Annotated in this window: 19 protein-coding genes; 13 read left to right on the top strand and 6 right to left on the bottom strand. The window is 61.6% G+C overall.

The window, feature by feature from the left end:
* Window positions 1-120 precede the first annotated feature (120 nt).
* Together BLW22_RS14095 and BLW22_RS14090 are read right to left on the bottom strand one after the other, a co-directional pair.
* A complete protein-coding gene (locus BLW22_RS14095) occupies window positions 121-1,677 on the bottom strand; it encodes an EAL domain-containing protein (protein ID WP_074846824.1) in 1,557 nt (518 codons plus the stop codon).
* A gap of 31 nt (window positions 1,678-1,708) precedes the next feature.
* Window positions 1,709-2,635 carry a LysR family transcriptional regulator gene (locus BLW22_RS14090; RefSeq protein ID WP_065927490.1) on the bottom strand — a complete coding sequence of 309 codons (927 nt, stop codon included), beginning with the start codon at window positions 2,633-2,635 and terminating at the stop codon, window positions 1,709-1,711.
* Between the two features lie 77 nt (window positions 2,636-2,712).
* Between BLW22_RS14090 and BLW22_RS14085 the strand changes: the two genes are divergently transcribed.
* From BLW22_RS14085 to BLW22_RS14055, 7 genes are all read left to right on the top strand, one after another.
* Window positions 2,713-3,636 (top strand): DMT family transporter, encoded by a 924-nt coding sequence (locus tag BLW22_RS14085; protein ID WP_074846823.1) that lies wholly within the window; start codon window positions 2,713-2,715, stop codon window positions 3,634-3,636.
* A 246-nt stretch (window positions 3,637-3,882) separates the two neighbouring features.
* The gene (hppD, locus tag BLW22_RS14080; RefSeq protein WP_027606579.1) at window positions 3,883-4,959 is read left to right on the top strand and encodes a 4-hydroxyphenylpyruvate dioxygenase; all 1,077 of its coding nucleotides are present in this window, start codon (window positions 3,883-3,885) and stop codon (window positions 4,957-4,959) included.
* 230 nt (window positions 4,960-5,189) lie between these two features.
* Window positions 5,190-5,753: a fimbrial protein gene (locus tag BLW22_RS14075; protein ID WP_065927492.1), complete on the top strand. Its 564-nt coding sequence runs from the start codon at window positions 5,190-5,192 to the stop codon at window positions 5,751-5,753.
* A gap of 84 nt (window positions 5,754-5,837) precedes the next feature.
* The gene (locus tag BLW22_RS14070; protein ID WP_235865589.1) at window positions 5,838-6,629 is read left to right on the top strand and encodes a fimbrial biogenesis chaperone; all 792 of its coding nucleotides are present in this window, start codon (window positions 5,838-5,840) and stop codon (window positions 6,627-6,629) included.
* A gap of 167 nt (window positions 6,630-6,796) precedes the next feature.
* Window positions 6,797-9,370, top strand: coding sequence for a fimbria/pilus outer membrane usher protein (locus BLW22_RS14065; protein WP_235865588.1), 2,574 nt, complete (start codon window positions 6,797-6,799; stop codon window positions 9,368-9,370).
* Between the two features lie 64 nt (window positions 9,371-9,434).
* Window positions 9,435-10,469 carry a fimbrial protein gene (locus BLW22_RS34465; protein WP_143045133.1) on the top strand — a complete coding sequence of 345 codons (1,035 nt, stop codon included), beginning with the start codon at window positions 9,435-9,437 and terminating at the stop codon, window positions 10,467-10,469.
* Window positions 10,466-11,248, top strand: coding sequence for a fimbrial biogenesis chaperone (locus BLW22_RS14055; RefSeq protein ID WP_074846821.1), 783 nt, complete (start codon window positions 10,466-10,468; stop codon window positions 11,246-11,248). Before BLW22_RS34465 ends, BLW22_RS14055 begins: the two co-directional genes overlap by 4 nt.
* On the opposite strand, the gene rarD is transcribed toward BLW22_RS14055, so the two are convergent.
* From rarD to BLW22_RS14040, 3 genes are all read right to left on the bottom strand, one after another.
* Window positions 11,217-12,098: an EamA family transporter RarD gene (gene rarD / locus BLW22_RS14050; RefSeq protein ID WP_065927790.1), complete on the bottom strand. Its 882-nt coding sequence runs from the start codon at window positions 12,096-12,098 to the stop codon at window positions 11,217-11,219. The genes BLW22_RS14055 and rarD overlap by 32 nt on opposite strands.
* Window positions 12,099-12,509: 411 nt before the next feature.
* Window positions 12,510-13,520, bottom strand: coding sequence for an aldo/keto reductase (locus BLW22_RS14045; protein WP_065927494.1), 1,011 nt, complete (start codon window positions 13,518-13,520; stop codon window positions 12,510-12,512).
* Between the two features lie 81 nt (window positions 13,521-13,601).
* Window positions 13,602-14,504, bottom strand: coding sequence for a LysR family transcriptional regulator (locus tag BLW22_RS14040; protein ID WP_065927495.1), 903 nt, complete (start codon window positions 14,502-14,504; stop codon window positions 13,602-13,604).
* A gap of 101 nt (window positions 14,505-14,605) precedes the next feature.
* Here BLW22_RS14040 and BLW22_RS14035 point away from each other — a divergent pair, with 101 nt between their 5' ends.
* Entirely contained in the window at window positions 14,606-15,310 is a 705-nt protein-coding gene (locus tag BLW22_RS14035; protein ID WP_065927496.1) for an SDR family oxidoreductase, read from the top strand.
* 64 nt (window positions 15,311-15,374) lie between these two features.
* Here BLW22_RS14035 and BLW22_RS14030 read toward each other — a convergent pair whose 3' ends face one another.
* Window positions 15,375-16,685: an MFS transporter gene (locus BLW22_RS14030; protein ID WP_065927497.1), complete on the bottom strand. Its 1,311-nt coding sequence runs from the start codon at window positions 16,683-16,685 to the stop codon at window positions 15,375-15,377.
* Window positions 16,686-16,858: 173 nt separating this feature from the next.
* Here BLW22_RS14030 and BLW22_RS14025 point away from each other — a divergent pair, with 173 nt between their 5' ends.
* The 5 genes from BLW22_RS14025 (at window position 16,859) to BLW22_RS14005 (ending at window position 22,416) form a co-directional block, all read left to right on the top strand.
* On the top strand, window positions 16,859-17,965 hold the full coding sequence (locus tag BLW22_RS14025; RefSeq protein WP_074846820.1) for a sugar diacid recognition domain-containing protein: 1,107 nt from the start codon (window positions 16,859-16,861) through the stop codon (window positions 17,963-17,965).
* A gap of 91 nt (window positions 17,966-18,056) precedes the next feature.
* On the top strand, window positions 18,057-19,196 hold the full coding sequence (locus BLW22_RS14020; RefSeq protein ID WP_074846819.1) for a glycerate kinase: 1,140 nt from the start codon (window positions 18,057-18,059) through the stop codon (window positions 19,194-19,196).
* Window positions 19,197-19,299: 103 nt separating this feature from the next.
* A complete protein-coding gene (locus BLW22_RS14015) occupies window positions 19,300-20,571 on the top strand; it encodes an AAA family ATPase (RefSeq protein WP_074846818.1) in 1,272 nt (423 codons plus the stop codon).
* Complete coding sequence (locus tag BLW22_RS14010) at window positions 20,568-21,287, top strand: HNH endonuclease family protein (RefSeq protein WP_065927501.1); 720 nt, start codon at window positions 20,568-20,570, stop codon at window positions 21,285-21,287. The genes BLW22_RS14015 and BLW22_RS14010 overlap by 4 nt, the downstream gene beginning before the upstream one ends.
* Before the next feature lie 64 nt (window positions 21,288-21,351).
* Entirely contained in the window at window positions 21,352-22,416 is a 1,065-nt protein-coding gene (locus BLW22_RS14005; RefSeq protein ID WP_074846817.1) for a DUF1176 domain-containing protein, read from the top strand.
* The last annotated feature ends 13 nt before the right edge of the window (window positions 22,417-22,429 follow it).

Below are 22,429 nucleotides of genomic sequence, written 5' to 3'. Positions count from 1 at the left end.
GTTAAGGCGACTCACAGAAGAAGTCGTCCTGCGAGTTCTGCACAGGCAAGAAAAATTGTAGTAGTTAATCCGCCACGAGTAAATCACGTCTTTTGTCGTATTAACATTATTTCAACGCCGCTAGTGCGTGCCTATTGAATGGCTGGCCAGGTTTTTAATGAAATCATCGCAGGGTAAAGGCCTTCCAAACAGGTAACCCTGCAGGAAATCCACACCATGAGCGGCCAGGTATTCGCACTGCTCGGCAGTCTCTACACCCTCGGCAACGATGCCCAGGTCCAGCTTGCCGGACAATTCGATGATGCTGTCCAGAATATGCCGCGATAGTGCATCGGCACCGATCATGGCGACAAAACTCTGGTCGATCTTCAAGTAGTCCACATTGAAGTTACGTAAATAACCCAGGCTGGAGTGACCGGTACCAAAGTCATCGATGGCAATCATCACGCCCAGTTGATGCAAGGCGTCGAACAGTCGACGGGTAATATCCGTGGGCTCGATCAACTCGCGCTCGGTCAGCTCCAGCACCAAGGTCACCTGGCCCGGCGCAAAGGCGGCGAGAAATTCACGGCAATCCTCCACCAGTGCAAGGTCGTGGCAATGGCGCGCGGTGATATTCACGCCGATATGGAAGCCCGGGCTGAACTGCGTCGCATGGGGCGCCAGTTGGGTGGCGGTCTGGCGCAGCAGGGCACGGGTCATTGGCACTATCAGGCCGGAATGTTCGGCCAGCGGGATAAACAGATCGGGCCGGACCAGGCCTTCCTTGGGGTGCTGCCAGCGCATCAGCACTTCGCAGCCGGCCCATTCGCGGGTGTCACCGCGCACCACCGGCTGGAAGTACGGGATGAACTCATTGGCCCCCAGCGCCCGTTGCAGCTCATGGGTGGGCGCCGAGGAGCGCTTTTGCAGCCAGTGCGCAAGCAGGCCCGCGAGGACGCCAAAGAACACCACCAGGCTGAACAGCGCCGGGTAACGTGCCTGCATATAGCGCCACACTTCACCGGCCGGCATGCCGGCGTCGACGCTGTAGCGATAACGCTCGGACGCCAGGTGATGATGGGCCACGGCAAATACCGGGACTGCAGTGTCGTGCACGTTGCCATCAGCGCCGAGCCAGTGAGGGCCGACGTGCAGCACAAGCTGCGCATAGCGGCTGATCAGGCGCAGGGCGTTGGTCAGGTGATAGCCGTCGATGGAGGCAAACGCCGCTTTGTCGCCGTCGACCAGGCGGTAGACCAGCAGCGCGGTATCCGGCGTAACCGGGTTGCCGTTCATCAGCCACAGGCGGCCATCGACGTAGTCATCCGGGTTTACCGGTGACTCGTAGTTGCTGCCGAACAGGGAGCTGCAATAAATGTTTCTCTGCCAGGACAAGGTCGTCGCCCGCACAAACGGCCGGCGCGTGACCTGTTCACGCAGCGCCAGTTGCGCGCCACTGTCACACGGCTGTCCGGCCAGGGGCAGCAAGGCCTGGGCGGCGAGGGCGGTATTGTCGAGCATCAGGTCGAATTGACGTACGGCTTCCTGGGCGGTTTGCGCGGTGCTTTGTTCGAGGGTGCGTTCGGCTTGCCAATACAGGATGGCCGCACCGAGCAGGATCGGCAGCACACCCGCCAACAGGCTGATCGCATAGCGGGTGAGAAGTCTTCGCGGGCCTTTGACAGTGAGGGGCATGGGTTCAGGCCTGTTGCGCAGGGGGAGGGCTTTACCGGCAGGCCGGCGGGGAATGTTCCGATGATAGATGGCCCGCTTGGAGTTTGCTCGCCCTGACAAGGCTTTGCGCAATCTCGATAAAGGCCACGGTGGCCGGTGACGACTGCCGACGATCCAGCACCGCCAGGCCGATCTGGCGCGGCACACGGGGCGAAAGGGGTCGCTTCACATAGCGCGGATCAAGTGCCTGGGGCAGCGACGCTTCGGCGACGATGCTCAGGCCATCGCCACGGCTGACCGCTTCCAGGGTGCTCAGCAGTTGTGCACAGCGGTAACGAATCCTTGGTCGCAGTTGTCTGGCGTCGAACAGGCGGGTGACCAGTTCCGAGGAGCCGGCTTCGGTCAGGATAAAGGCATCGTCGCACAGGTCCTGCAGGGCCAGCGTGTCCCGCGCAGCCAATGGATGATCTGCCGGCAGCAGCGCCACCAGCTCGTCCTCGAACACGGTAAAGGTGTCGTAGCGCTCCTGTTCCAGCACCACAAAGCCCACATCGATCCGTCGCTCATCCAGCCACTGCAGCACCTGGCGGTCGGGGCCTTCGTCCACATGCACCTCAATCCCCGGATGGGCGCTGCGAAACTCGCTGAGGATGGTGGGCAGCAGGCGAATCGACGCGGTCGGCCCGAACGAGCCGATGCGCAAGGTACCGCGCCGCATGCCCCGGGCATCGGCCGCTTCTTGTTGCAGGGTGTTGGCCAGGCCGAGCATGGCACGGGCACGTCCGAGTAATTGCCGGCCGATGTCGCTGGGTTCTACCAGTGACTGGTGGCGCCGAAACAGCTCCACACCCAGTTCCTGCTCCAGGGCCTTGATGGCATGGGACACCGCCGACTGGCTGATGCCCAGGCGGTGGGCCGCACTGGTAAAACCCTGCAGCTCGGCGACCAGCGAGAAGATTTCCAATTGGGTCAGGGTCATGAGTGAAAGCTCATTTTACGATGAATAGTTATTAGCTGAAGAATACGCCAATTCTCCCCGTACCTAGAGCCATCCCCATGCATCCCGCCTCCGACTACCTGACTTATTGCAAACTCGCCGCCGTCACCATGATCTGGGGCGGTACCTTTGTCGCCGGGCGCTTCCTGGCCGACCACCTCAATCCGCTGCTGGCCGCCAGCCTGCGTTTTATCCTCGCCAGCCTGGCGTTGTTGCTGTTCATGGCCTGCGCGCGTATTCGACTGTTACGCCCGAACCTTCGGCAGTTTGCGCAGCTGGCGGTGCTGGGCTTCTGCGGGATTTTTTTCTACAACCTGTGCTTCTTCTATGGGTTGCAGTACATCAATGCGTCGCGGGCTTCGTTGATCGTGGCGTTGAACCCGGCGGTGATCGGCCTGGCGAGCTGGCTGTTATTCAAGGAGCGGCTGAGTCGGATCAAGCTGCTGGGGATCCTGTTGTGCCTAGTCGGTGCCGGGACGGTCATTGTCAGCCGTAACCCGCAGTTGCTGCAGGCCACCGCCGATGCCTGGATCGGCGACCTGCTGATCCTTGGCTGCGTGGCAGGGTGGGGCGTTTATTCGTTGTGTGCCCGTGGGCTCAACCAAAGCCTGGGGCCATTGCAGACGGTCACCTGGTCGGTGCTGCTGGGCACGTTGATGTTGATCAGCACCGCGTTTGTCACCGCAAGCGTCAGCGTAGAAGCGCTCGGCCGCTTGCAACTCACCCAGTGGCTCAGCCTGGCCTACCTCGGCGTGTTGGGCTCGGCGCTGGCGTATATCGGTTACTACGACGGCATCCGGCGTATCGGCGCGACGCGCTCCGGCGTGTTTATCGCACTCAACCCACTGACGGCGGTGATCTGCGGTGCCTTGCTGCTGGGGGAGCAACTGACGGCGCCCATGCTGGCGGGCGGGGCCATCATCCTGCTGGGCATCTACCTGTGCAACAAACCCCTTGCACAGGCCAGGGCAATGGGGATTTGATAAGAGTACGGACAAACGCAGTTACGCTGTGTAGAATCGATTTACGCATACAAGAATATGGACTTGCGCTCACGCAAGCCTCGGCCGTCAGAGACTGATGTAACCATGAAGCTACTCGGCTCCCCCCTCATCTTTGGTGACTTCCTCGCCCGCAGTGTGCGAGGCCTTTCCTGCGCGCCGCCCTCCGACCTCATCCTTGCTCGCAAATAACCAATTGCTACCCACAAGAATGATGAGGCGCCGGCCATGACCGACCACTATGAAAACCCAATGGGCCTGATGGGCTTTGAATTTATCGAATTCGCATCGCCGACCCCGGGCACCCTGGAGCCGATCTTCGAGATCATGGGCTTCACCAAAGTCGCGAATCACCGCTCCAAGAACGTCCAGCTGTTCCGCCAGGGCGAGATCAACCTGATCCTCAACAACGAGCCCAACAGCATCGCCTCCTACTTCGCCGCCGAGCATGGCCCGTCGGTGTGCGGCATGGCGTTCCGCGTCAAGGACTCGCAAAAAGCCTACAACCGCGCCCTGGAGCTGGGTGCCCAGCCCATCCATATCGAAACCGGCCCGATGGAGCTGAACCTGCCGGCCATCAAGGGCATCGGCGGCGCGCCGTTGTACCTGATCGACCGTTTTGGTGAGGGCAGCTCGATCTATGACATCGACTTCGTCTACCTCGACGGCGTCGAGCGCAACCCCCAAGGTGCCGGCCTCAAGGTCATCGACCACCTGACCCACAACGTCTATCGCGGGCGCATGGCCTACTGGGCCGGCTTCTACGAGAAACTGTTCAACTTCCGTGAAGCGCGCTACTTCGATATCAAGGGCGAATACACCGGCCTGACCTCCAAGGCCATGAGCGCCCCGGACGGCATGATCCGCATCCCGCTGAACGAAGAGTCGTCCAAGGGCGCCGGGCAGATCGAAGAGTTCCTGATGCAGTTCAATGGCGAGGGCATCCAGCACGTGGCGTTCCTCACCGACGACCTGGTCAAGACCTGGGACGCACTCAAGAAGATCGGCATGCGCTTCATGACCGCACCGCCGGACACCTACTACGAAATGCTCGAAGGTCGCCTGCCGAACCACGGCGAACCGGTGGATCAACTGCAGGCGCGGGGCATCCTGCTGGACGGCTCGTCCATCGAAGGCGACAAGCGCCTGTTGCTGCAGATCTTCTCGGAAACCCTGATGGGCCCGGTGTTCTTCGAGTTCATCCAGCGCAAGGGCGATGACGGGTTTGGCGAGGGCAACTTCAAGGCGCTGTTCGAGTCGATCGAGCGCGATCAGGTTCGCCGAGGCGTGTTGACCGCCGACTGATCCATGTGGGGCCTGGCAGGCTGCCCAGGTGCTTGACGAACATGCTCCGTATCCCAAGGTACGGAGCATTTTTTTTGCCTGCCCATTCAGAACCAGCTTGAAACAAACGCCTTTTCCAGGCCTGGGAACCCGATTGATCGCGATTTCCACACATGGGGGGCGCAAGAGCTGATGTTCTCCTGTGTCGCAACCGTGCATTCCGCGAACCCAACTTTAAGGAAAGACTGACTATGACAAAACAAACTCTGGCGGCTGCAGTGCTGGCCTTTTGCGGCTTTGCCGCCAGCTCCGCTTATGCGGCAGACGGTACCATCACCATCACAGGCTCGGTCAGTGGCACCACCTGCACCATCAGTGGCGGTACCGGGGCCTCGCCAGGTTCGGGCGCCAACTTCCCGGTAGTGCTTGACCGAGTGCAAACCTCGGCCCTCAAGGCCGCAGGCGATACGGCCGGCGCCAAGCGCTACTTTGTCTATGTTGGCGGCTCGGGTGGGTGCCCGGACGGTACCAAGGTCGCCGTACGTTATGAGCCGACCAGCCCTGGCATCAACCCGGCAACCGGCAACTTGCGTAACACGGCCACGGCAACGCCGGCCTCGCGGGTGGAGGTACAAATCCTCGATGGTGCGACCTCCACGCCAATGGACTTGCGCACTGGCAACAACTCGACCGTTGCCACCGTTACCAATGGCCTGGCGACCTTGCCGTTCTACGCACGCTATATCGCCAACGGTGGCGCGGCGGGCGCGGGTAATGTCACCAGCAGTGTGCAGTACTCGGTCACCTTTCCTTGATGCAGCCACGCAGATGACCATCGCCTGAGATCCTCGCTCGACCCGGCGGTCGGGCGCAGGACAACTGTTATCAAGGATTACCCGATGCAGGATTTACTGATGATCTTAAGTCGTCGAGCGATGTGCGTGGCGATGAGCCTGTCCTTGGGGATGGCCTCGCACATGGCGCACGCGGGCGTGGTTATCGACGGTACGCGACAGATTTACCCCGAGCAGCGACGCGAGGTCACCCTACGAGTGACCAATGATGACAAACATGCACCCCGCCTGGTCCAGGCATGGCTGGACGCCGGTGACCCAGAGGCAGCGCCGTCGCTGAGCGATGTGCCTTTCGTCCTGTCTCCGCCGGTATTTCGCCTGGACTCAGGCAAAAGCCAGTCCATGCGCCTGTCCTACACCAAGGCACCGCTGCCTGCGGATAGAGAGTCGCTGTTCTGGTTGAATGTACTTGAGGTCCCTGGTGCGACCAGTGAGTTTGATCCCACGCTTGAAGACGACCAGCGGAACCACTTCAAGTTCGCGTTCCGTATCCGCACCAAAGTGTTTTTTCGTCCGGCGCAATTATCCGGAACACCCGAGGAGGCGCCCGGGCTGTTGCGCTGGTCCCTGGCGCGGGTCGCCCAGGGCAACGAGATACAGGTGCATAACCCATCGGCGTATCACGTCACCTTCAACGACATTGCCCTGCTCATGGGCGCTGATCCCGACGCGAAAAAACTGATCCTGCCGGAAGGAATGGTGGAACCAGGAGGCACATTGAAGGTACCGGTGCCGAAAGCCGCGAAGGCAATACCTGCTGATGCGCGGGTGAGTTTCACCTACATCAACGATTTCGGTGGCTTTTCATCGGTGCAGCCTGCTGTGTTGCACCGCTGAACGCGTGCCCGGAACGTTGATGATGGCAAGCAAACGTACATTTCCCAGCGGCCACTGAAGTCATAACTATGCCTAGTCACATCCAGGTAAGGGTGCATCGTTGCGCCCCGATTTTGCCATTCCAGCCTCGCACGATGATGTTGGGTGGTTTGATGAGTGCGGCCGTGATGGCAAGCGATGCCGCGCTTGCGTCTGAGTTGAGCTTTGATCTGAACGCATTCTCCAGTGGCCTGGCGTCGTCGGTCGACACGTCACGGTTCAACACCGGCAACCCGATGAGCCCCGGCCTGTACCGCGTAGATATCGTGGTCAACGGCCAGGCATTGGGCCGCAGGGAGGTGGAGTTCGTCGCAGCCCAGGCAAAGGCCGGTGCGCAGCCGTGCTTGAGTCGCGAAGTGTTGGAAAAGATCGGTATCGCGATGGATAAAGTCGATACCGAGGCCCATGGGCGCGAGGTCGGCAACCCTGCCGCAGCCGGCCAGTATTGCGGCGACCTGGGGCAGTGGATTCCGATGGCGTCCAGCACTTTCGACCCGGGTGCGCTCGAGTTGGCCGCCAGCGTGCCGCAGGCCTATATGAAGCGCTCCATGCGTGGCTACATTGACCCCGAGTCGCTGGATGAGGGGATTGCCGCAGGGTTACTCAATTACAACTTCAGCACCAGCGCAGTCACCGCCGGTGAAGGTGACGGTCGTACTTACCTGGGCCTCAATGCGGGGATCAATCTGGGCGCCTGGCGCTTGCGGCACCAGGGCGCCCAGGCCTGGAGCAATCGCACAGGCTTCGAGACTTATCAGAACACGACCACGTATGTGCAGCGCAGTATCATCCCCTGGCAGTCACAACTGACCCTGGGAGACACCTTCAGCAACGGACAGATCGTCGACGGGGTCCGCCTGCGGGGCGTGACCCTGGCCACCGATGACCGCATGCGCCCGCAGACGCAGCAAGGCTATGCACCGCAGGTACGGGGTGTCGCCGACAGTAATGCAACGGTCACGGTCAGCCAGAACGGCTACACCATTTATGAGACCACGGTGGCGCCTGGCCCCTTTGTCATCAGTGACCTGCATGCCACCGGTTACGGCGGTGATTTGATCGTCAGCGTGACCGAAGTCGACGGGCGTCGGAACACCTTCGTCGTGCCGTACTCAGTGGCCCCGCAACTGCTGCGGGCCGACACGACAAAATACAGCGCCACCCTGGGTGAGGTGCAGCAAAAGGGCATCGATGCCAAGGGGGCGAGCGTCTTTCAAGGCACTCTGCAACACGGCTTGACCGATGACCTGACGGTGTATGGCGGCGGCAGTCTTTCCAAAGGCTATGAGCAGGGAAAGGTCGGTGTTGCGTTGAATACGCCCGTCGGCGCGTTTTCGCTGGACACCGCCACCTCACGTACCGCGGTGCCTGACCATGGACGCCTGACCGGGCAAAGCCTCGGGCTTGGCTACAACAAAAGCCTGCCGGCATCGGGTACGCATTTTGCGCTGGGCGCGTATCGATTCTCCACAGAGGGATACCTGAACCTTCCGGATGCCCTGAATGTGCGTGAGATCGCGAGCCGCTCCGGTGATGTCAACGGCTATGCCCGGCAAAAAAGCCGGCTCGACCTGACCATCAGCCAGCAACTGGGCATCGGCACCTTGAGCCTGTACGGCAGCTCTGTCGACTATTGGGGCGGTGAGGAGGGGCGCCAGGTTTCATTCACCGCCAGCTACGGCTCGACCTGGAACAAGCTCAACTGGAACCTTTCGGCGCAACGTTCGAGGATCCAGGACACGCGGCAACTGACCCAAAGCGAGCTCAGTGACGATGTGTTCTTCGGGCGTATCGGCCAACCTGGGCGCATTGATAACCGCTACATGCTCACACTGTCGATGCCCCTGGGGAGCGAGTCGAGGTCGCCGACGATCAATACTTCGCTGTCCCGGGATACCGGCGATACACGGGGCAGCCAGCAGCAGGTGGGCATCAACGGCTTCCTGGGCGAGAACGCCGAGGTCAACTACGGTGTTTCCGCCCACCGTGCGACCAGTGAAGGCACACGCTCCAGCCAGTTCAACACCTATGCGGGTTATCGCACCGATGCCACCCACCTGCGCGCCGGATATGGCCAGAGCCGCGATAGCTCGCAGCTTTCGTTCGGCGCCGACGGCGGGGTAGTCGTGCACGCCGACGGTGTGGCGTTCTCGCAAAGCCTGGGCGAAGCCTCGGCGCTGGTCCATGTGCCGGGAGCCGAAGGCGCCCGGCTTGGCGGCGGCGGCGGTACACGGGTCAACAGCAAGGGATACGCCGTCGTGCCCAATCTGACGGCGTTCCAGAACAATACGGTGGAGATCGATCCGGAAGGCATGTCGCTGGATGTGGAGCTTCAGGAATCGACCCGCAACGTCGTACCGACCTCGGGTGCGGTATCGCTGGTCAAGTTCGACACGGTCAACGGCCGGGCAGTGGTGGTCAAGGGCGTTCGCGAGAATGGCAGCCCGCTGCCATTTGCCGCACAGGTATTCGATGGGCAAGGGCGTGAGGTCGGTGTGGTGGGGCAGGCCAGTAAAGCCTTCGTCCGGGACATCCCGCAGGAAGGCCGCCTGACCGTCAAGTGGGGCAGCAAAATCGCCGAGCAGTGCGATATCCACTATCACATGCCGCCGGCGACCGCCGGCCAGCGACAGGTCACTACCGACTTCATGCAAGGGGTATGCGTGGCGAGCCAGGCTCGCCAGGTGGCAGGCCAGCCATGAGCGAGCGCCGATTCATGATTGATGCGATGCAAGACTTATCCGATATGACAGAGGTGTTGTTTTCATGACTAGGTATTCGCTTGTCGGCGTGGTGCTGGGAGGATGGATGGTGGCGCTGGAAGCTCAAGCGATCACCTGCGCCCCCGGCCCGTCGGTGAATATTACTATTCCCCCGATCACCGTTGCGGCCGGGCAACAGGTAGGGCAAGTGATAGGGTCCGCCAGCGGCTATCGCTTTGACAGCCCTCCAGCATCTGCGCTTCGGTGTACCCAACGCATTGCTTTTGGGGCGCAGGCCAGGCTGGCGCTGGTCAATAGCCCGCCGACGGGCCGGACATTTTCCGCTAACGGGCTTTCAATGCCAGTGCATGCCACCAATGTACCTGGGGTCGGGTTTGCCTTGATGGCGAGGGACCCGAATCGGCCGTTCATGCCTATCAACACGGCAGGTGTCACACTGATTGTTGGAGATATCAGGGCAAGGCCCATCGTCCTCGGGCTTGATACCCGTATCTACTTTGTAGCCACGGGCCCCATCACCGGCGGCACGATCGCCGCCAGGAACCTTGCACGGTATACGATCACCGGCACGCCCATCAGCGGCGCCGGTTATTACGCGGTGAACTTCTCCAATATCACGATCAATGCGCCCCGCAAACCCACCTGCAGCGTCACCACGCCTTCGGTTGCAATGCCCATGCCGGCCGTGGCTGCACGTGACTTTCGCGGGGTGGGCAGCTTCGCCGGCAGCGTGACCCGCAACATCACACTGTCATGTGCGGGCGGCACCAGCGGCGCTACGCGTGACGTATTTATCACGGTGACAGACCAGACCACGCCGGCCAATCGCAGCGATGTGTTGTCCCTGACCCCGACCTCCGTGGCCAGCGGCGTCGCACTGCAATTACTGCGGGGGAGCACACTGGTGCGTTACGGCGCTGACTCCACGACCATTGGCAACCCGAACCAGTGGCTGGTCGGCACAACCGGCAATGCAACCGTGCAGATTCCTTTGACCGCACGTTATATCCAGACGGGCTCATCGATCCGGCCCGGCAGCGCGAACGGGTTGGCGTCCTTCACAATGAGCTACCGATGAGCATCGCGCTGTGGAGCAGGGGCCTTGGCGTGCTGATGAGCCTGCAGGTGATCGTCGCGCAGGGTGAAATCGTGATTGACCGCACACGTGTCATCTATCCGGGCGCCGCGCGCGCGGTGGTGATCAACCTGCACAATGAGGCTGACAGTCCGCGCCTGGTGCAGGCGTGGATCGATGACGGCGATGCGGCGGCGGCGCCCGAAAACAGTGATGTGCCGTTCACGATTACGCCACCCATCGTTCGCATGAATGCAAGCACCGGACGCGCCTTGCGGATCATGCATTATCAAACGCCGAAGCCGATGGCTGGCCGGGAGTCGGTGTACTGGCTGAACGTGCTGGCAATCAGGCCGAGCGTTGAGGCCTCGGCTGAAACCAACGTCCTGCAATTTGCCTTTCGTACGCGGATCAAGCTTTTCCTCCGGCCCGCCGAACTGCCGGGGAAGGTGCAGGACGCGGCTCATGCGCTGCAATGGTCCGTAAGCGGTGGAGGCGAGGCGGGGTTGGAGGTGCTTAACCCCACGCCCTATCACGTGACCTTGTCCGGGGTGGTACTGACACTCAGCGCAGTGGAGCATCGCAGCGAAGATCCGCCGATGGTCGCGCCCTATGGGACTGCACGGATTGCGATGCCCGGGCTGCCTCACGAGGGCCTGACCGGTACGCAAGTACAGTTCACCACCCTGGACGATGCGGGTGCCATTCAGCACCATCAGGCGCTGTTGCGGCCTGTCGCCTGTTCGTCGCTCAAGCCCTGCGCTGACGCACCAGGTGCTTGACCCCTTCGAACACCAGGACCATGACCGCGATCCAGATCGGGATGTAGGTCAACCATTCGCCGGCCTTGATGCCTTCACCCAGCAGCAGCGCCACCACCAGCAACAGCACCGGCTCGACATAACTGAGCAGTCCGAACAGGCTGAACGCCAGCAGGCGGCTGGCGATGATATAGCTCACGAGCGCCGAGGCGCTGATCAGGCCCAGCATCGGGATCAACCCGTACAGCTTGGGGTGGGCATCCATCACCGCAAAGCCCTGTTCGCCGCTTTGCACAAACCACCAGGCCACCGGCAGCATGAGCGCCATGTCCAGCCACAGTCCGCCCAGGTGGTCGGTCTTGAGGTATCTGCGCGCAATGAAATACAGCGGGTAACCGATGATCACCACCAGCGTCGCCCAGGAGAACCCGCCGGCCTGGAACAACTCGTTGAGTACCCCGAGGCCGGCAAAAAACACCGCGATCTTTTGCAGGTAGGACAACTGTTCGCCCCATACCAGGCGCCCGGTCAGCACCATGGTCAGCGGCAGCAGGAAGTAACCCACCGATACATCCAGGCTGCGCCCGTTCAGCGGCGCCCACATGAACAACCACAACTGCACGCCCAGCAACGCCGACGACAACACCACACCGCCGATCAGCCGAGGCTTGGCCGCCAGCACTCGCAGCAATTCCCAGACCCGCCGCCATTCGCCGCTGACGATCATGAACACCGTCATGCACGGTACGGTCAGCAACATGCGCCAGCCGAAAATTTCCAGGCCGCTCAATGGCGTCAGCAATGACGTGAAGTAATACATCACGGCAAACAACACCGAGGCCGACACCGATAACACAACACCTTTAGACACGCTGTCCTCGCGAAAACCGATTTCAAACAAGTAGGGGAGTTTCAACAGGGGGATTATGGTGCTTTTGAAGCGGGAAGGGCGCGCTGTTTTGGGGCGTTTTCAGGAAAATCTCTCGCTGCCGCTGTCTGGGTCTGCCTGGTAGGGGCAGTCGGGGTGTTGTGGTGGTGGTGGTGGTGGTGGTGGTAGTGGTAGTGGTAGTGGTAGTAGTGGTGAGCGGGCTTGCCCCGCGCTGGGCTGCGAAGCAGCCCCAATAACTGGCGACGAGGTTTTCCTGGAAAAACGCGACGGCTTTAAAGGGCTGCTGCGCAGCCCAGCGCGGGGCAAGCCCGCTCACCACAGCAAGCCCGCTCACCACAGCAAGGCAGCTCACCACAGTAAGGCCGCTCCGCAACCCTTACTTGGTCAAACAGGCTATGCGCGCGCCACTCGGCCCGAGACAAAATGGCCCACATCGTTGAACCCCGGCGTAGAGGAATGCCCCGGCGTTACCAACGAATCAATGAACGCTTCATCCTCAGCCGTGATCTTCACGTCCAGCGCGCCGGTGTAGGCATCCCACTGCGCCTCGGTGCGCGGCCCCACGATCGCCGAGCTAACCGCCGCGTTGTTCAGCACCCAGGCGATGGCAAACTCGACAATGCCCACGCCACGGCCCTGGGTGTATTGCTGGATCTGCTGGGCGATGCGCAACGACTCCACGCGCCATTCGGTTTCCAGGATGCGCTTGTCCTGGCGTGCCGCACGGCTGCCGGCTTCGGGTGTCACGTCCGGTGCGTACTTGCCGCTGAGCACGCCGCGCGCCAGTGGGCTGTAAGGCACGACGCCCAGGCCGTACGCGGCAGCGGCGGTGATCTGTTCGACTTCAGCCTGGCGGTTGACGATGTTGTACAACGGCTGGCTGATCACCGGTTTGTCCACGCCCAGGCGTTCGGCGACGCGGATCACCTCGGCAATCCGCCAGCCGCGATAGTTGGACAGGCCCCAGTAGCGGATCTTGCCCTGGCGAATCAGGTCGCCGATGGCCGATACCGTCACCTCCAGCGGGGTGTCGTGATCTTCGCGGTGCAGGTAGTAGATGTCGAGGTAGTCGGTATCGAGACGGGTGAGGCTGGCTTCCAGCGCGTTGAAGATGCGCTTGCGGCTCAGGCCACTGCGGTTGGGCAGGCCCTCGGTGGGGCCAATGGCGACTTTCGACGCCACCACCCAATCCTGACGATGGCGAGCGATGGCCTCGCCGACGATTTCCTCGGAGCGCCCGCCGGTGTAGACATCCGCCGTGTCGATAAAATTGATGCCCTGGTCCCAGGCCTTGTCGATGATGCGCAGCGAGTCCTCGGTGTGGGTCTGTTCGCCAAACATCATGGTGCCCAGGGTCAAGGCGCTGACCTTCAAACCGGACTGGCCCAATGTGCGGTAAATCATGCAAAGCTCCTTGCAGCTGTGAGACGTGACCTATGCAATACCAGAGTCGCAGGCTCTGGAACAAGCCCTGCGGGCGTTTCTTCATGCACTCAGCAAGGCCTGGCAACGCCCTTGCAGAAATCGGTGCAGCACTTTCACCCGCTCCGACACTTGCAGGCGGTGCGGGCACATCAGGTTGAACGGGGTGGGTTCGCCTTGCCAGTCCGGCAGCAGTTGCACCAGCCGTCCGGCCTTGAGGTCCCGGGCGATGTCGAGATTGGCTTTGTAGGCAATCCCGTGGCCAGCCAGCGCCCAGCGCCGCACAATTTCACCGTCATCGCTCAGGTAGTCGCCCGTCACTTCGACTTCCTGCAACCTAGTGCCCTGGCGAAAGTACCAGGTGCTGTTGGCCCGGCCCTGGCGCATGTACCGCAGCGTATTGTGCTGCGCCAACTCCGCCGGGGTGCGCGGCGTGCCGTGGCGCGCCAGGTAGTCGGGGCTGGCGCAGGGCAGGCGTTGGTGATCGGGCACCACCGGCAGCGCCACCAGGCTGGAGTCCCGTGGGACGCCGAAGCGCAGGGCGATGTCGACGGTGTCGCGGAACAGGTCGGCATTGCTGTCGTTGAGCAGTAGTTGCAGGCGGATGTGCGGGTGTTCCAGCTTGAACTCATCCAGCCAGCCCAGCACCACATTACGGCCGAAATCCGAGGGCGCGGCCAACTGCAACAAGCCGGTCAGGCCCTGGCTCTGCTGCTTGAGCGCTTGCTCGCCTTCGGCCAAGGCGGCCAGGGCCTCGCGCACGCTGTCGAGGTAGCGCCGGCCTTCTTCGGTCAGGCGCATGCTGCGGGTGGAGCGTGCCAGCAGGCGGGTACCCAAGCGGGTTTCCAGGCGCTTGAGGGCAATGCTGGCCGCTGCGGGGGTCAGGCCGAGCCCGCGTGCGGCGGCAGACAGGCTGCCGGTGTCGGCGGTGCGTGCGAACACTTCGAGGTCGAGGATTGAGCTCATTTGTAAAAATCCCTTAAAGATCCTGTCGTTTTACCGGGATTTTTCATTGATTGCCAAGCTGGGAAGATGAACGCTCACTTTCTGACCCAGGACACTTCCCCATGAATTCCTCACTCAACGGCAAAACGGTCATCGTCATCGGCGGCAGCAGCGGCATCGGTGCAGCCGTGGCCAAGGCCGCAGCCGCACGCGGTGCCCAGGTGGTGCTGGCGGGGCGGCGCCTATCGTCGGGCCGCGATAACGGCCTGCGCAGCGAACCAGTGGACGTCACCGACGCCGCGTCCCTGCAACGGTTGTTCGAAACCGTCGGGCGGTTTGACCATCTGGTGTACACCTCCGGCCCCGCGGTGCGCGCCAAGGCCTTGGCCGAAACCGACCTGGGCGAGGCCCAGGACAACTTCAACGTGAAACTCTGGGGCGCCTTGCGGGCGATCCAGCACGCGCTGCCTTTCCTCGATGAGCACGGCAGCATCAGCCTGACCTCCGGGCAACTGGGGCGCAAATTGGCACCGGGGCAGTTCATCAAAGTCGGTATCAACGCCGCCACTGAAGCCCTGGGCAAGCAGTTGGCCAAGGAGCTGGCGCCGCGTCGGGTCAACGTGGTGAGTCCCGGCGTGATTGATACCCCGGCGTATGCGGGGTTGGCCGAGGACCAGCGCCTGGCGATGTTTGCCAAGGCAGGTGGCGCGCTGCCGGTGGGGCGCGTGGGGCAGGCCGAGGAAGTGGCGGCGGGGTATGTGCTGGCCATGGAAAATGGCTACATGACCGGCGCTGTCATTGATATCGACGGCGGCGGCCTGCTGTAAACGCAGGCTAAATGTGGGAGGGGGCAAGTCGAATCGTCGCACCGCCCCTCCCACATGGACCGCGTTATACCTTCAAGGTCCGCGTCATCCGCAACGCCAGCACACTGCCCGCCACAATCACCGCCGCCAGCAGGTACAACGCCACATCCGTGGACCCGGTGGCATCCTTCACAAAACCGACGATATACGGGCTGAGGAAACCGGCCATCTGGCCCATGGAGTTGATCAGCGCCAGGCCGCCAGCGGCTGCGCCTGCGCTGAGCATGGCGGTCGGCACCGGCCAGAACATCGGCAGGCCGGTGAGGGCGCCCATGGTGGCGATGGTCAGGCCGAGGATAGCGATGGCCGGGGTGGTGGCGAAGTTCACCGCGATCACCAGGCCGATGGCGCCCATCAACATCGGTACGACAAGATGCCAGCGACGCTCCTTGCGCAAGTCCGCCGAGCGGCCCACCAGCAACATGAACACCGCTGCCAGCAGATACGGAATCGCACTGAGCCAGCCGATCACCAGGTTATCGCTGAAGCCCAGGTTCTTGATGATCGACGGCAGCCAGAAGTTGATGGCGTATACGCCACTCTGGATGCAGAAGTAGATCAGGCCGAACGCCCAGATCGCCGGGTTCTTGAACACTGCGGCGAGTGAATCGGTGGTGGTTTTCGGCTTGTTGGCCAGGTCGGTGGCCTGATCGGCTTCCAGCACGGCGCGCTCGTGGGGCTTGAGCCACTTGGCATGGGCAAAGCTGTCGCTGAGCAGGAAGTAGGCGAGGGCGCCGAGGATCACGGTCGGGATGCCTTGCAGCAGGAACATCCACTGCCAGCCCGCCAGGCCGCCCTGGCCGGCGGCGAAGTGGTTGAGGATCCAGCCGGAAAACGGGCTGCCAAGCAAACCGGACACCGGGATCGCCGACATGAACAGCGCCATGATCCGCCCACGGCGGAACGTCGGGAACCACTGCGAGAGGTACAGCACCACACCGGGGAAGAAGCCGGCTTCAGCCGCACCGGTAAACAGGCGCAAGGTGTAGAAATGCGTCGGCGTGGTGACGAACAGCAGGCAGGTGGACAGTGTGCCCCAGACGATCATCATCAAGGCAATCCAGCGCCGTGGACCGAACCTGGTCAGCGCCAGGTTGCTCGGCACGCCGCACAGCACGTAGCCGATAAAGAAGATCCCGGCGCCCAGGCCGTATACGGTTTCGCTGAATTTCAGCGCATCGAGCATCTGCAACTTGGCAAAGCCAACGTTGACCCGGTCGAGGTAGTTGAACAGATAGCAGATGAAAATGAAGGGGATCAGGCGCAGGGTAATGCGCTTGTAGATGGCGTTTTTATCGTCATCGGTGGCCAGTGTGACAGCGGCGCTCTGTGACATGGGAATCTCTCTTTATTATGATTTTTTGCGATGCGAGGGTAACGTTGATCGCCCAACGAGTCTCGGCCACGTGGCGGGGTGCTGTCTTTGTGCTTGCGCACAGTGATGCATGCTTTGCGCTGTGCCGATGAACAACCACGCTTTCAAGGACTTCCTTTCAAGGAGATGGCCGCATGTTCGAGCTGGATCATGACCTGGCGCAGGATATCGTCAATCGCACCATGGCGATCCTGCCCTATAACGTCAACGTCATGGACAGCCAGGGCCTGATCCTCGGCAGCGGCGAACCCGAGCGCATCAACACCCGCCACGAAGGCGCGCAACTGGTACTGGCCAACGGTCGCGTGGTCGAGATCGACGGGCAGACCGCCAAGCACCTCAAGGGCGTGCAGCCGGGCATCAACCTGCCGCTGATGCACGATCAGCGCTTGATCGGCGTGCTGGGTATCACCGGCGAGCCCGAGCTGTTGCGCACCTATGCCGAATTGGTGCGCATGACCGCCGAAATGCTCGTCAGCCATCGTCATCAGCAAGCCGAGCAGCAATGGCGACGCCAACGTTGCGATGATCTGTTGGCGTTGCTCCTCGCCGACAGCGGCGACTCACCACGCCTGATTGATGAAGCCCGGCAATTGGGCCTCAAGCCGCAGCTGGCGCGCACGCCGTACCTGTTCGAACTGGGCGCGGGGCAATCAGCGGAGGCCTTGAGTACCTGGTTGACGTCGCGTTACCCGGACAGCTGGTGTGTCAGCTCGGCGCAGTTTTCCCTGTTGTGGTGCCGGCCTGCCGCCGTGCCCGTCGACAATCCGCGCCTGTTGGAAAAACTCGAAGGCCTGGGCTGGACTATCCTGCGTGTGGCCGTGGGCGGGCAGGCCGATGGGCTGGCGGGGCTGCGCCGGTGTTATCGGCGGGTCGGCGATTTGCTGGCGTACGGTCGCGATGTACTGCCGCACTCGCGGCTGTTGACCCTCAACCGCTACCGCCTGCCCGTGATGCTCTGGCGTCATCGCAACGACGATGCCCTGGACGAGCTGCTCAATCCCTTGCGCAAGGTGCTGGCCAAGGACAGCAACGGCCAACTCCTGGCCACGCTACGCAGTTGGTGCGAACACGACGGGCAAAGCCAGGCCTGTGCCGACGCCCTCGGCATTCACCGCAACAGCCTGCGTTACCGTATGGAGCGCATCGCCGAACTCAGCGGCGTCGACCCGCTGACCCTGGATGGGATGTTGGCGCTGTACCTCGGCGTGCAGTTATTGCCCCAGGCTTTGTCGGAATGAACAACAAACCTTACTCGTACTTGTGCATCGGACCGGCGTCAGCGGCGGTGCCAACTGGCAGCATGGGCGTGATAAAAACCGGAGAAAGCCCATGAAAATCATCATCGCACCCGACTCGTTCAAGGACAGCCTGAGTGCCGAGGGCGTCGCCCAGGCCATTGCCGCAGGGTTGGCGCAGGTCTGGCCGGACGCACAGCTGATCCAGTGCCCGATGGCGGACGGTGGTGAAGGCACGGTGGACGCGGTGCTCGCCGCCTGTAACGGCCAATTGCGCCGCCAGGCGGTATGTGGCCCTCTGGGCGGTACGGTTGAAGCACGTTGGGGCTGGTTGGCTGACAGCCACACCGCGATTATCGAAATGGCCGAAGCCAGCGGCCTGCAATTGGTAGCGCCAGGCCAGCGCGATGCGTGCACCAGCAGCACCTACGGCACCGGCGAGCTGATTCGCGCGGCCCTGGACCTGGGTGCCCAGCGCATCATTCTGGCAATTGGCGGCAGCGCCACCAACGACGGCGGCGCGGGGGCGATGCAAGCCCTGGGCGTGCAACTGTTCGACGCTGCGGAACAGGCCTTGCCGCCCGGAGGCCTGGCCTTGTCACGGCTGGCGCATATCAACCTGGAAAAACTCGACCCGCGCCTGGCCCAGGTACGCTTTGAAATCGCCGCCGATGTGAACAACCCACTGTGCGGCCCCCACGGCGCCTCGGCGATTTTCGGCCCGCAAAAAGGCGCCAGCCCCGGGCAGGTGCAACAACTGGACGCCGCCCTCGGCCACTTCGCCGATCACTGCGCCAAGGTCCTGCCCAAGGACGTGCGCGACGAGCCCGGCAGCGGCGCCGCCGGCGGCCTGGGGTTTGCCGCCAAGGCGTTCCTCGGCGCGCAGTTCCGCGCGGGCGTGGAAGTCGTTGCCGAACTGGTGGGCCTTGACGAAGCCGTACGCGGCGCCGACCTGGTCATCACCGGCGAAGGCCGCTTCGACGCCCAGACCCTGCGCGGCAAAACCCCCTTCGGCGTGGCTCGCATCGCCCGGCAACACGGCGTACCGGTGATTGTCATCGCCGGCACCCTGGGCGACGGCTACAAGCAGATGTACGACCATGGCGTGGCAGCGGCGTTTGCCTTGCCGAGCGGCCCGATAAGCCTGGAGCAGGCCTGCAGCGAGGCGCCGCGTTTGCTGCGCGAGCGCGCGGCGGATATTGCGCGGGTGTGGCGTGTGGCCGCGCGGGGCTGATAGAGGCAGCCCTCGGCTGCCGTGACACAGCTGTCGATAATTACTATGATCCGTGCATTCTTTTAAGACTGGCTGACCTGGCCGGACACGTTGGAAGCCGATCATGCAGATCAAGCGTTTTACTCTCGTCAATTTTCGCGGCATCGAGCACATGGAGCTCGACTTCGAGGGTAAGAAGACTGTTGCTTTGGTGGGCGTCAATGGGGTGGGCAAGTCTTCGATTCTGGATGCGTTGGCGATTACGCTTTCGAATTTGACGGCGCGGATCATCGATCAGACTTCGAAATCCAGAGCTATTTCCAAAGATGACATCAGAATAGGTGCTGATTATTCACGATTAGAGGTAGTGACCACGCTCGCTGATGAGGAAGTCGATTGGGCCATTGCCTTGAATCGGCGTGCAGGCAAACATTCGAAAGATCAAAGCAGTGATTTGATACGTTTGAATAAAGCGGTCTCTCCTATTGAGACCCAAGCGTTCAACTATGACCTTGTTGGTGGCATGCGTGTCGAACTACCTCTGGCCGTTTACTACGACGTCCATCGAGCAGTGTTAGACGTACCATTGCGTGTGCGAGAGCATTTGATCAATGCAGTCACTGAGGGATACGACGACGCGCTCGGGCACGGCGGGGCGGATTTCAAGAGATTTTTTATCTGGTTCCGCAATCAGGAAGATTTGGAAAATGAAAGTAGTCGCGACTTGCCTGGATATCGCGATCCAGAGCTTTCGGCAGTTCGCCAAGCGATCGAAACATTCACTGGATTCAAAGATGTTCGGATTCGTCGCAAACCAACATTGAGAATGACTGTTCTTAAGGATCGTCTCGAATTCAATGTTTTACAGCTATCCGACGGAGAGAAGTGTCTACTGGCAATGGTTGGAGATCTTGCACGCAGACTGACCTTGCTCAACCGTCAGGTAGCTGAGCCATTGAAAGGCAAAGGCGTTGTTCTTATCGACGAACTGGACCTTCACTTGCACCCAGCCTGGCAGCGTACCGTCGTCGCCAACCTTGAAAGGACGTTTCCCAATTGTCAATTCATCATCACTACACATTCCCCGCAAATACTCGGAGAGCTTCCTGCCGAGTCTGTAATGTTGTTGAAAGACGGCCAATACCTCGGGCACCCAGAGCGTTCTCTGGGGCTGCGCAGCGGTGAAGTCATCGAAGAGTTGATGGGCGGCCTCGCTCAAAACCATAACGTCAGCCAGCAACTCAGAACAATCTACCTTGACCTCGACGACGACAATCTTGAATCCGCCCAGGCTAAACTCGCGAACCTGCGCGAACAGGTCGGCAAAATCCCTGATGTCCTTGAAGCCCAAGCCAGTATTGACTCTCTGAGGTCGCTAGAAGAGGGCGGCGCGTGAGGTCTATCAAAAAAGGCGCCGAGCCACGGGCGCTGATTGAATGGAAAAGAGAAAACCGCAATACGCCGCATAACCTTTACTACGGCAAAGGAAGCAGCTTTCCGAGCGAGCCCGTTCGCCAGGCGCTCTTGAAGGAGCAGTTCCATTTATGCGCGTACACCTTGCGGCGGTTGCCCACTGCGACCGAATGCCAAACAAAGGGACAGGGCACACAATTCAGCTGCCACATTGAGCATGTCCTTGCACAAACGCATCACGAGGCTGACAGCATCGCCTACGACAATTTGGTGGCGTGTTATCCCTCCAGCCAAACCAAGATGGCTTGTGGTTATGGTGCCGTGGAAAAAGCCGACTACGACGTGGCCCGAAAGCCCTTCGTTTCTCCGCTGTCAGCCAATGTCGAGCGCCAGTTTCGATATTCCAGTGATGGCTACGTAGAAGGTCTGACGCCTGACGCTGTTGCCACCGTCGAGGTCCTTAAGCTCAATCACCCGACGCTGGTAAACGATAGGGCCGCCGTTGTCAGAGGCCGATTGCGACCACGTGGTACTCCGATCACTGCCGCTGCTGCCCGGCGCCTGGCAGACGAAGTCAACTCACCCGATGCCCAGCATTGCCTCCCCGAATACTGCCAGGCACTCAAGCAACAGGCCGAACGTCACGCACAGCGTCTCGAAAAGTACGCAGCCCGTGTTCGTGGCCAAGCCAGGCCCTGAGTACTACCGTCTTAAACAGTGAACATGGGACAATCCGCGTCATTTTTCGACACGGAGAGTCCCCATGCTGCGCCCCGTTCTCCTGGCCCTGCTGCTGACCGGCACCGCCACCCAGGCCTTCGCTCAACCGCCCGCTGAAACCGTACCGCTGCTACGGGAAATCAAGAACTGGGTCACCGGGTGCGACAACCTGCGCAATTGCCATGCCCTCAGCGCGCCCAGTGGCGTCGATGAAGAAGACTACAGCTCCCTGACCTTACATATCTGGCATCAGGCCGGTCCCGAAGGGTATCTGCGCTTGCGCTTCGACCACCGCGGCGAAGCGCTGGACCTGTCGACCTTGCTGTTGGACGGTCAGCCGCTGGGCCTGGAGCTGACCCGGGATCTGCATGTGGAACTGGACGATCAGGGCGGCGATCCCGAGGTGCAGTCTTACGGCGTGATCGAGGACGCTGCGGCGCGGCGCTGGTTGCAGCGTTTGCGCAATGGCCAGCGCCTGCAATTGCCGGGCGACGAACAGGCCCATGTGTCGCTGAGCGGCCTGAGCGCTTCGCTGCTGTTGATGGATGCGGTGCAGGGGCGGGTGGATAACGTGACGGCCCTGGCACGCCCCGGAAAAGCGCCGGCCCGTGAGGTGCCGCCACGTTTGCCGACACCGGTGTTGCGCAAGTTTCCTGCGCCGCCGGCGTTGACCGCGCAGGAACAGGCCGGCCTGGTGGCCGCTGCAGTGCAGGCCGTGACGCCGGAGGAGGGTGAGCCCGAGGCAAAGGCCGGGGCGCTGACGGCGCAACAGGCGATGACGGTGGTGCGTTACGACTGCGCGGCCTACAACTGTGAGTTCGACGTGACCAGCCGCCAGCGTCAGGCGCCCTATGCGCAAACGCCGCTGGCGCTTGAGCCCTTGCCGTTGGACGGCGCCGCGCTGCAAGGCTCGGTGGGCTATGACGAAGCCACCGGCACCTTGAGTTATTTCTACAAGCAGCGTGGCATCGGTGACTGTGGCGGCGGTGGTGTCTGGGTGTTTGACGGCAAGGCGTTCCAGCTCAGTGAATTTCATAGCATGCCGCGCTGCACCGGTGTCGGTTACGGCGACTGGCCGTCGTTATGGACGACCGTGCCGGCGCCCTAGCCAGGGAGCAGGC

This window comes from Pseudomonas marginalis, from assembly GCF_900105325.1.
GTDB lineage: Bacteria > Pseudomonadota > Gammaproteobacteria > Pseudomonadales > Pseudomonadaceae > Aquipseudomonas > Aquipseudomonas marginalis.
The sequence above is the reverse complement of the archived record's forward strand: the minus strand, read 5'-3'. Positions and strand labels throughout refer to the sequence as shown.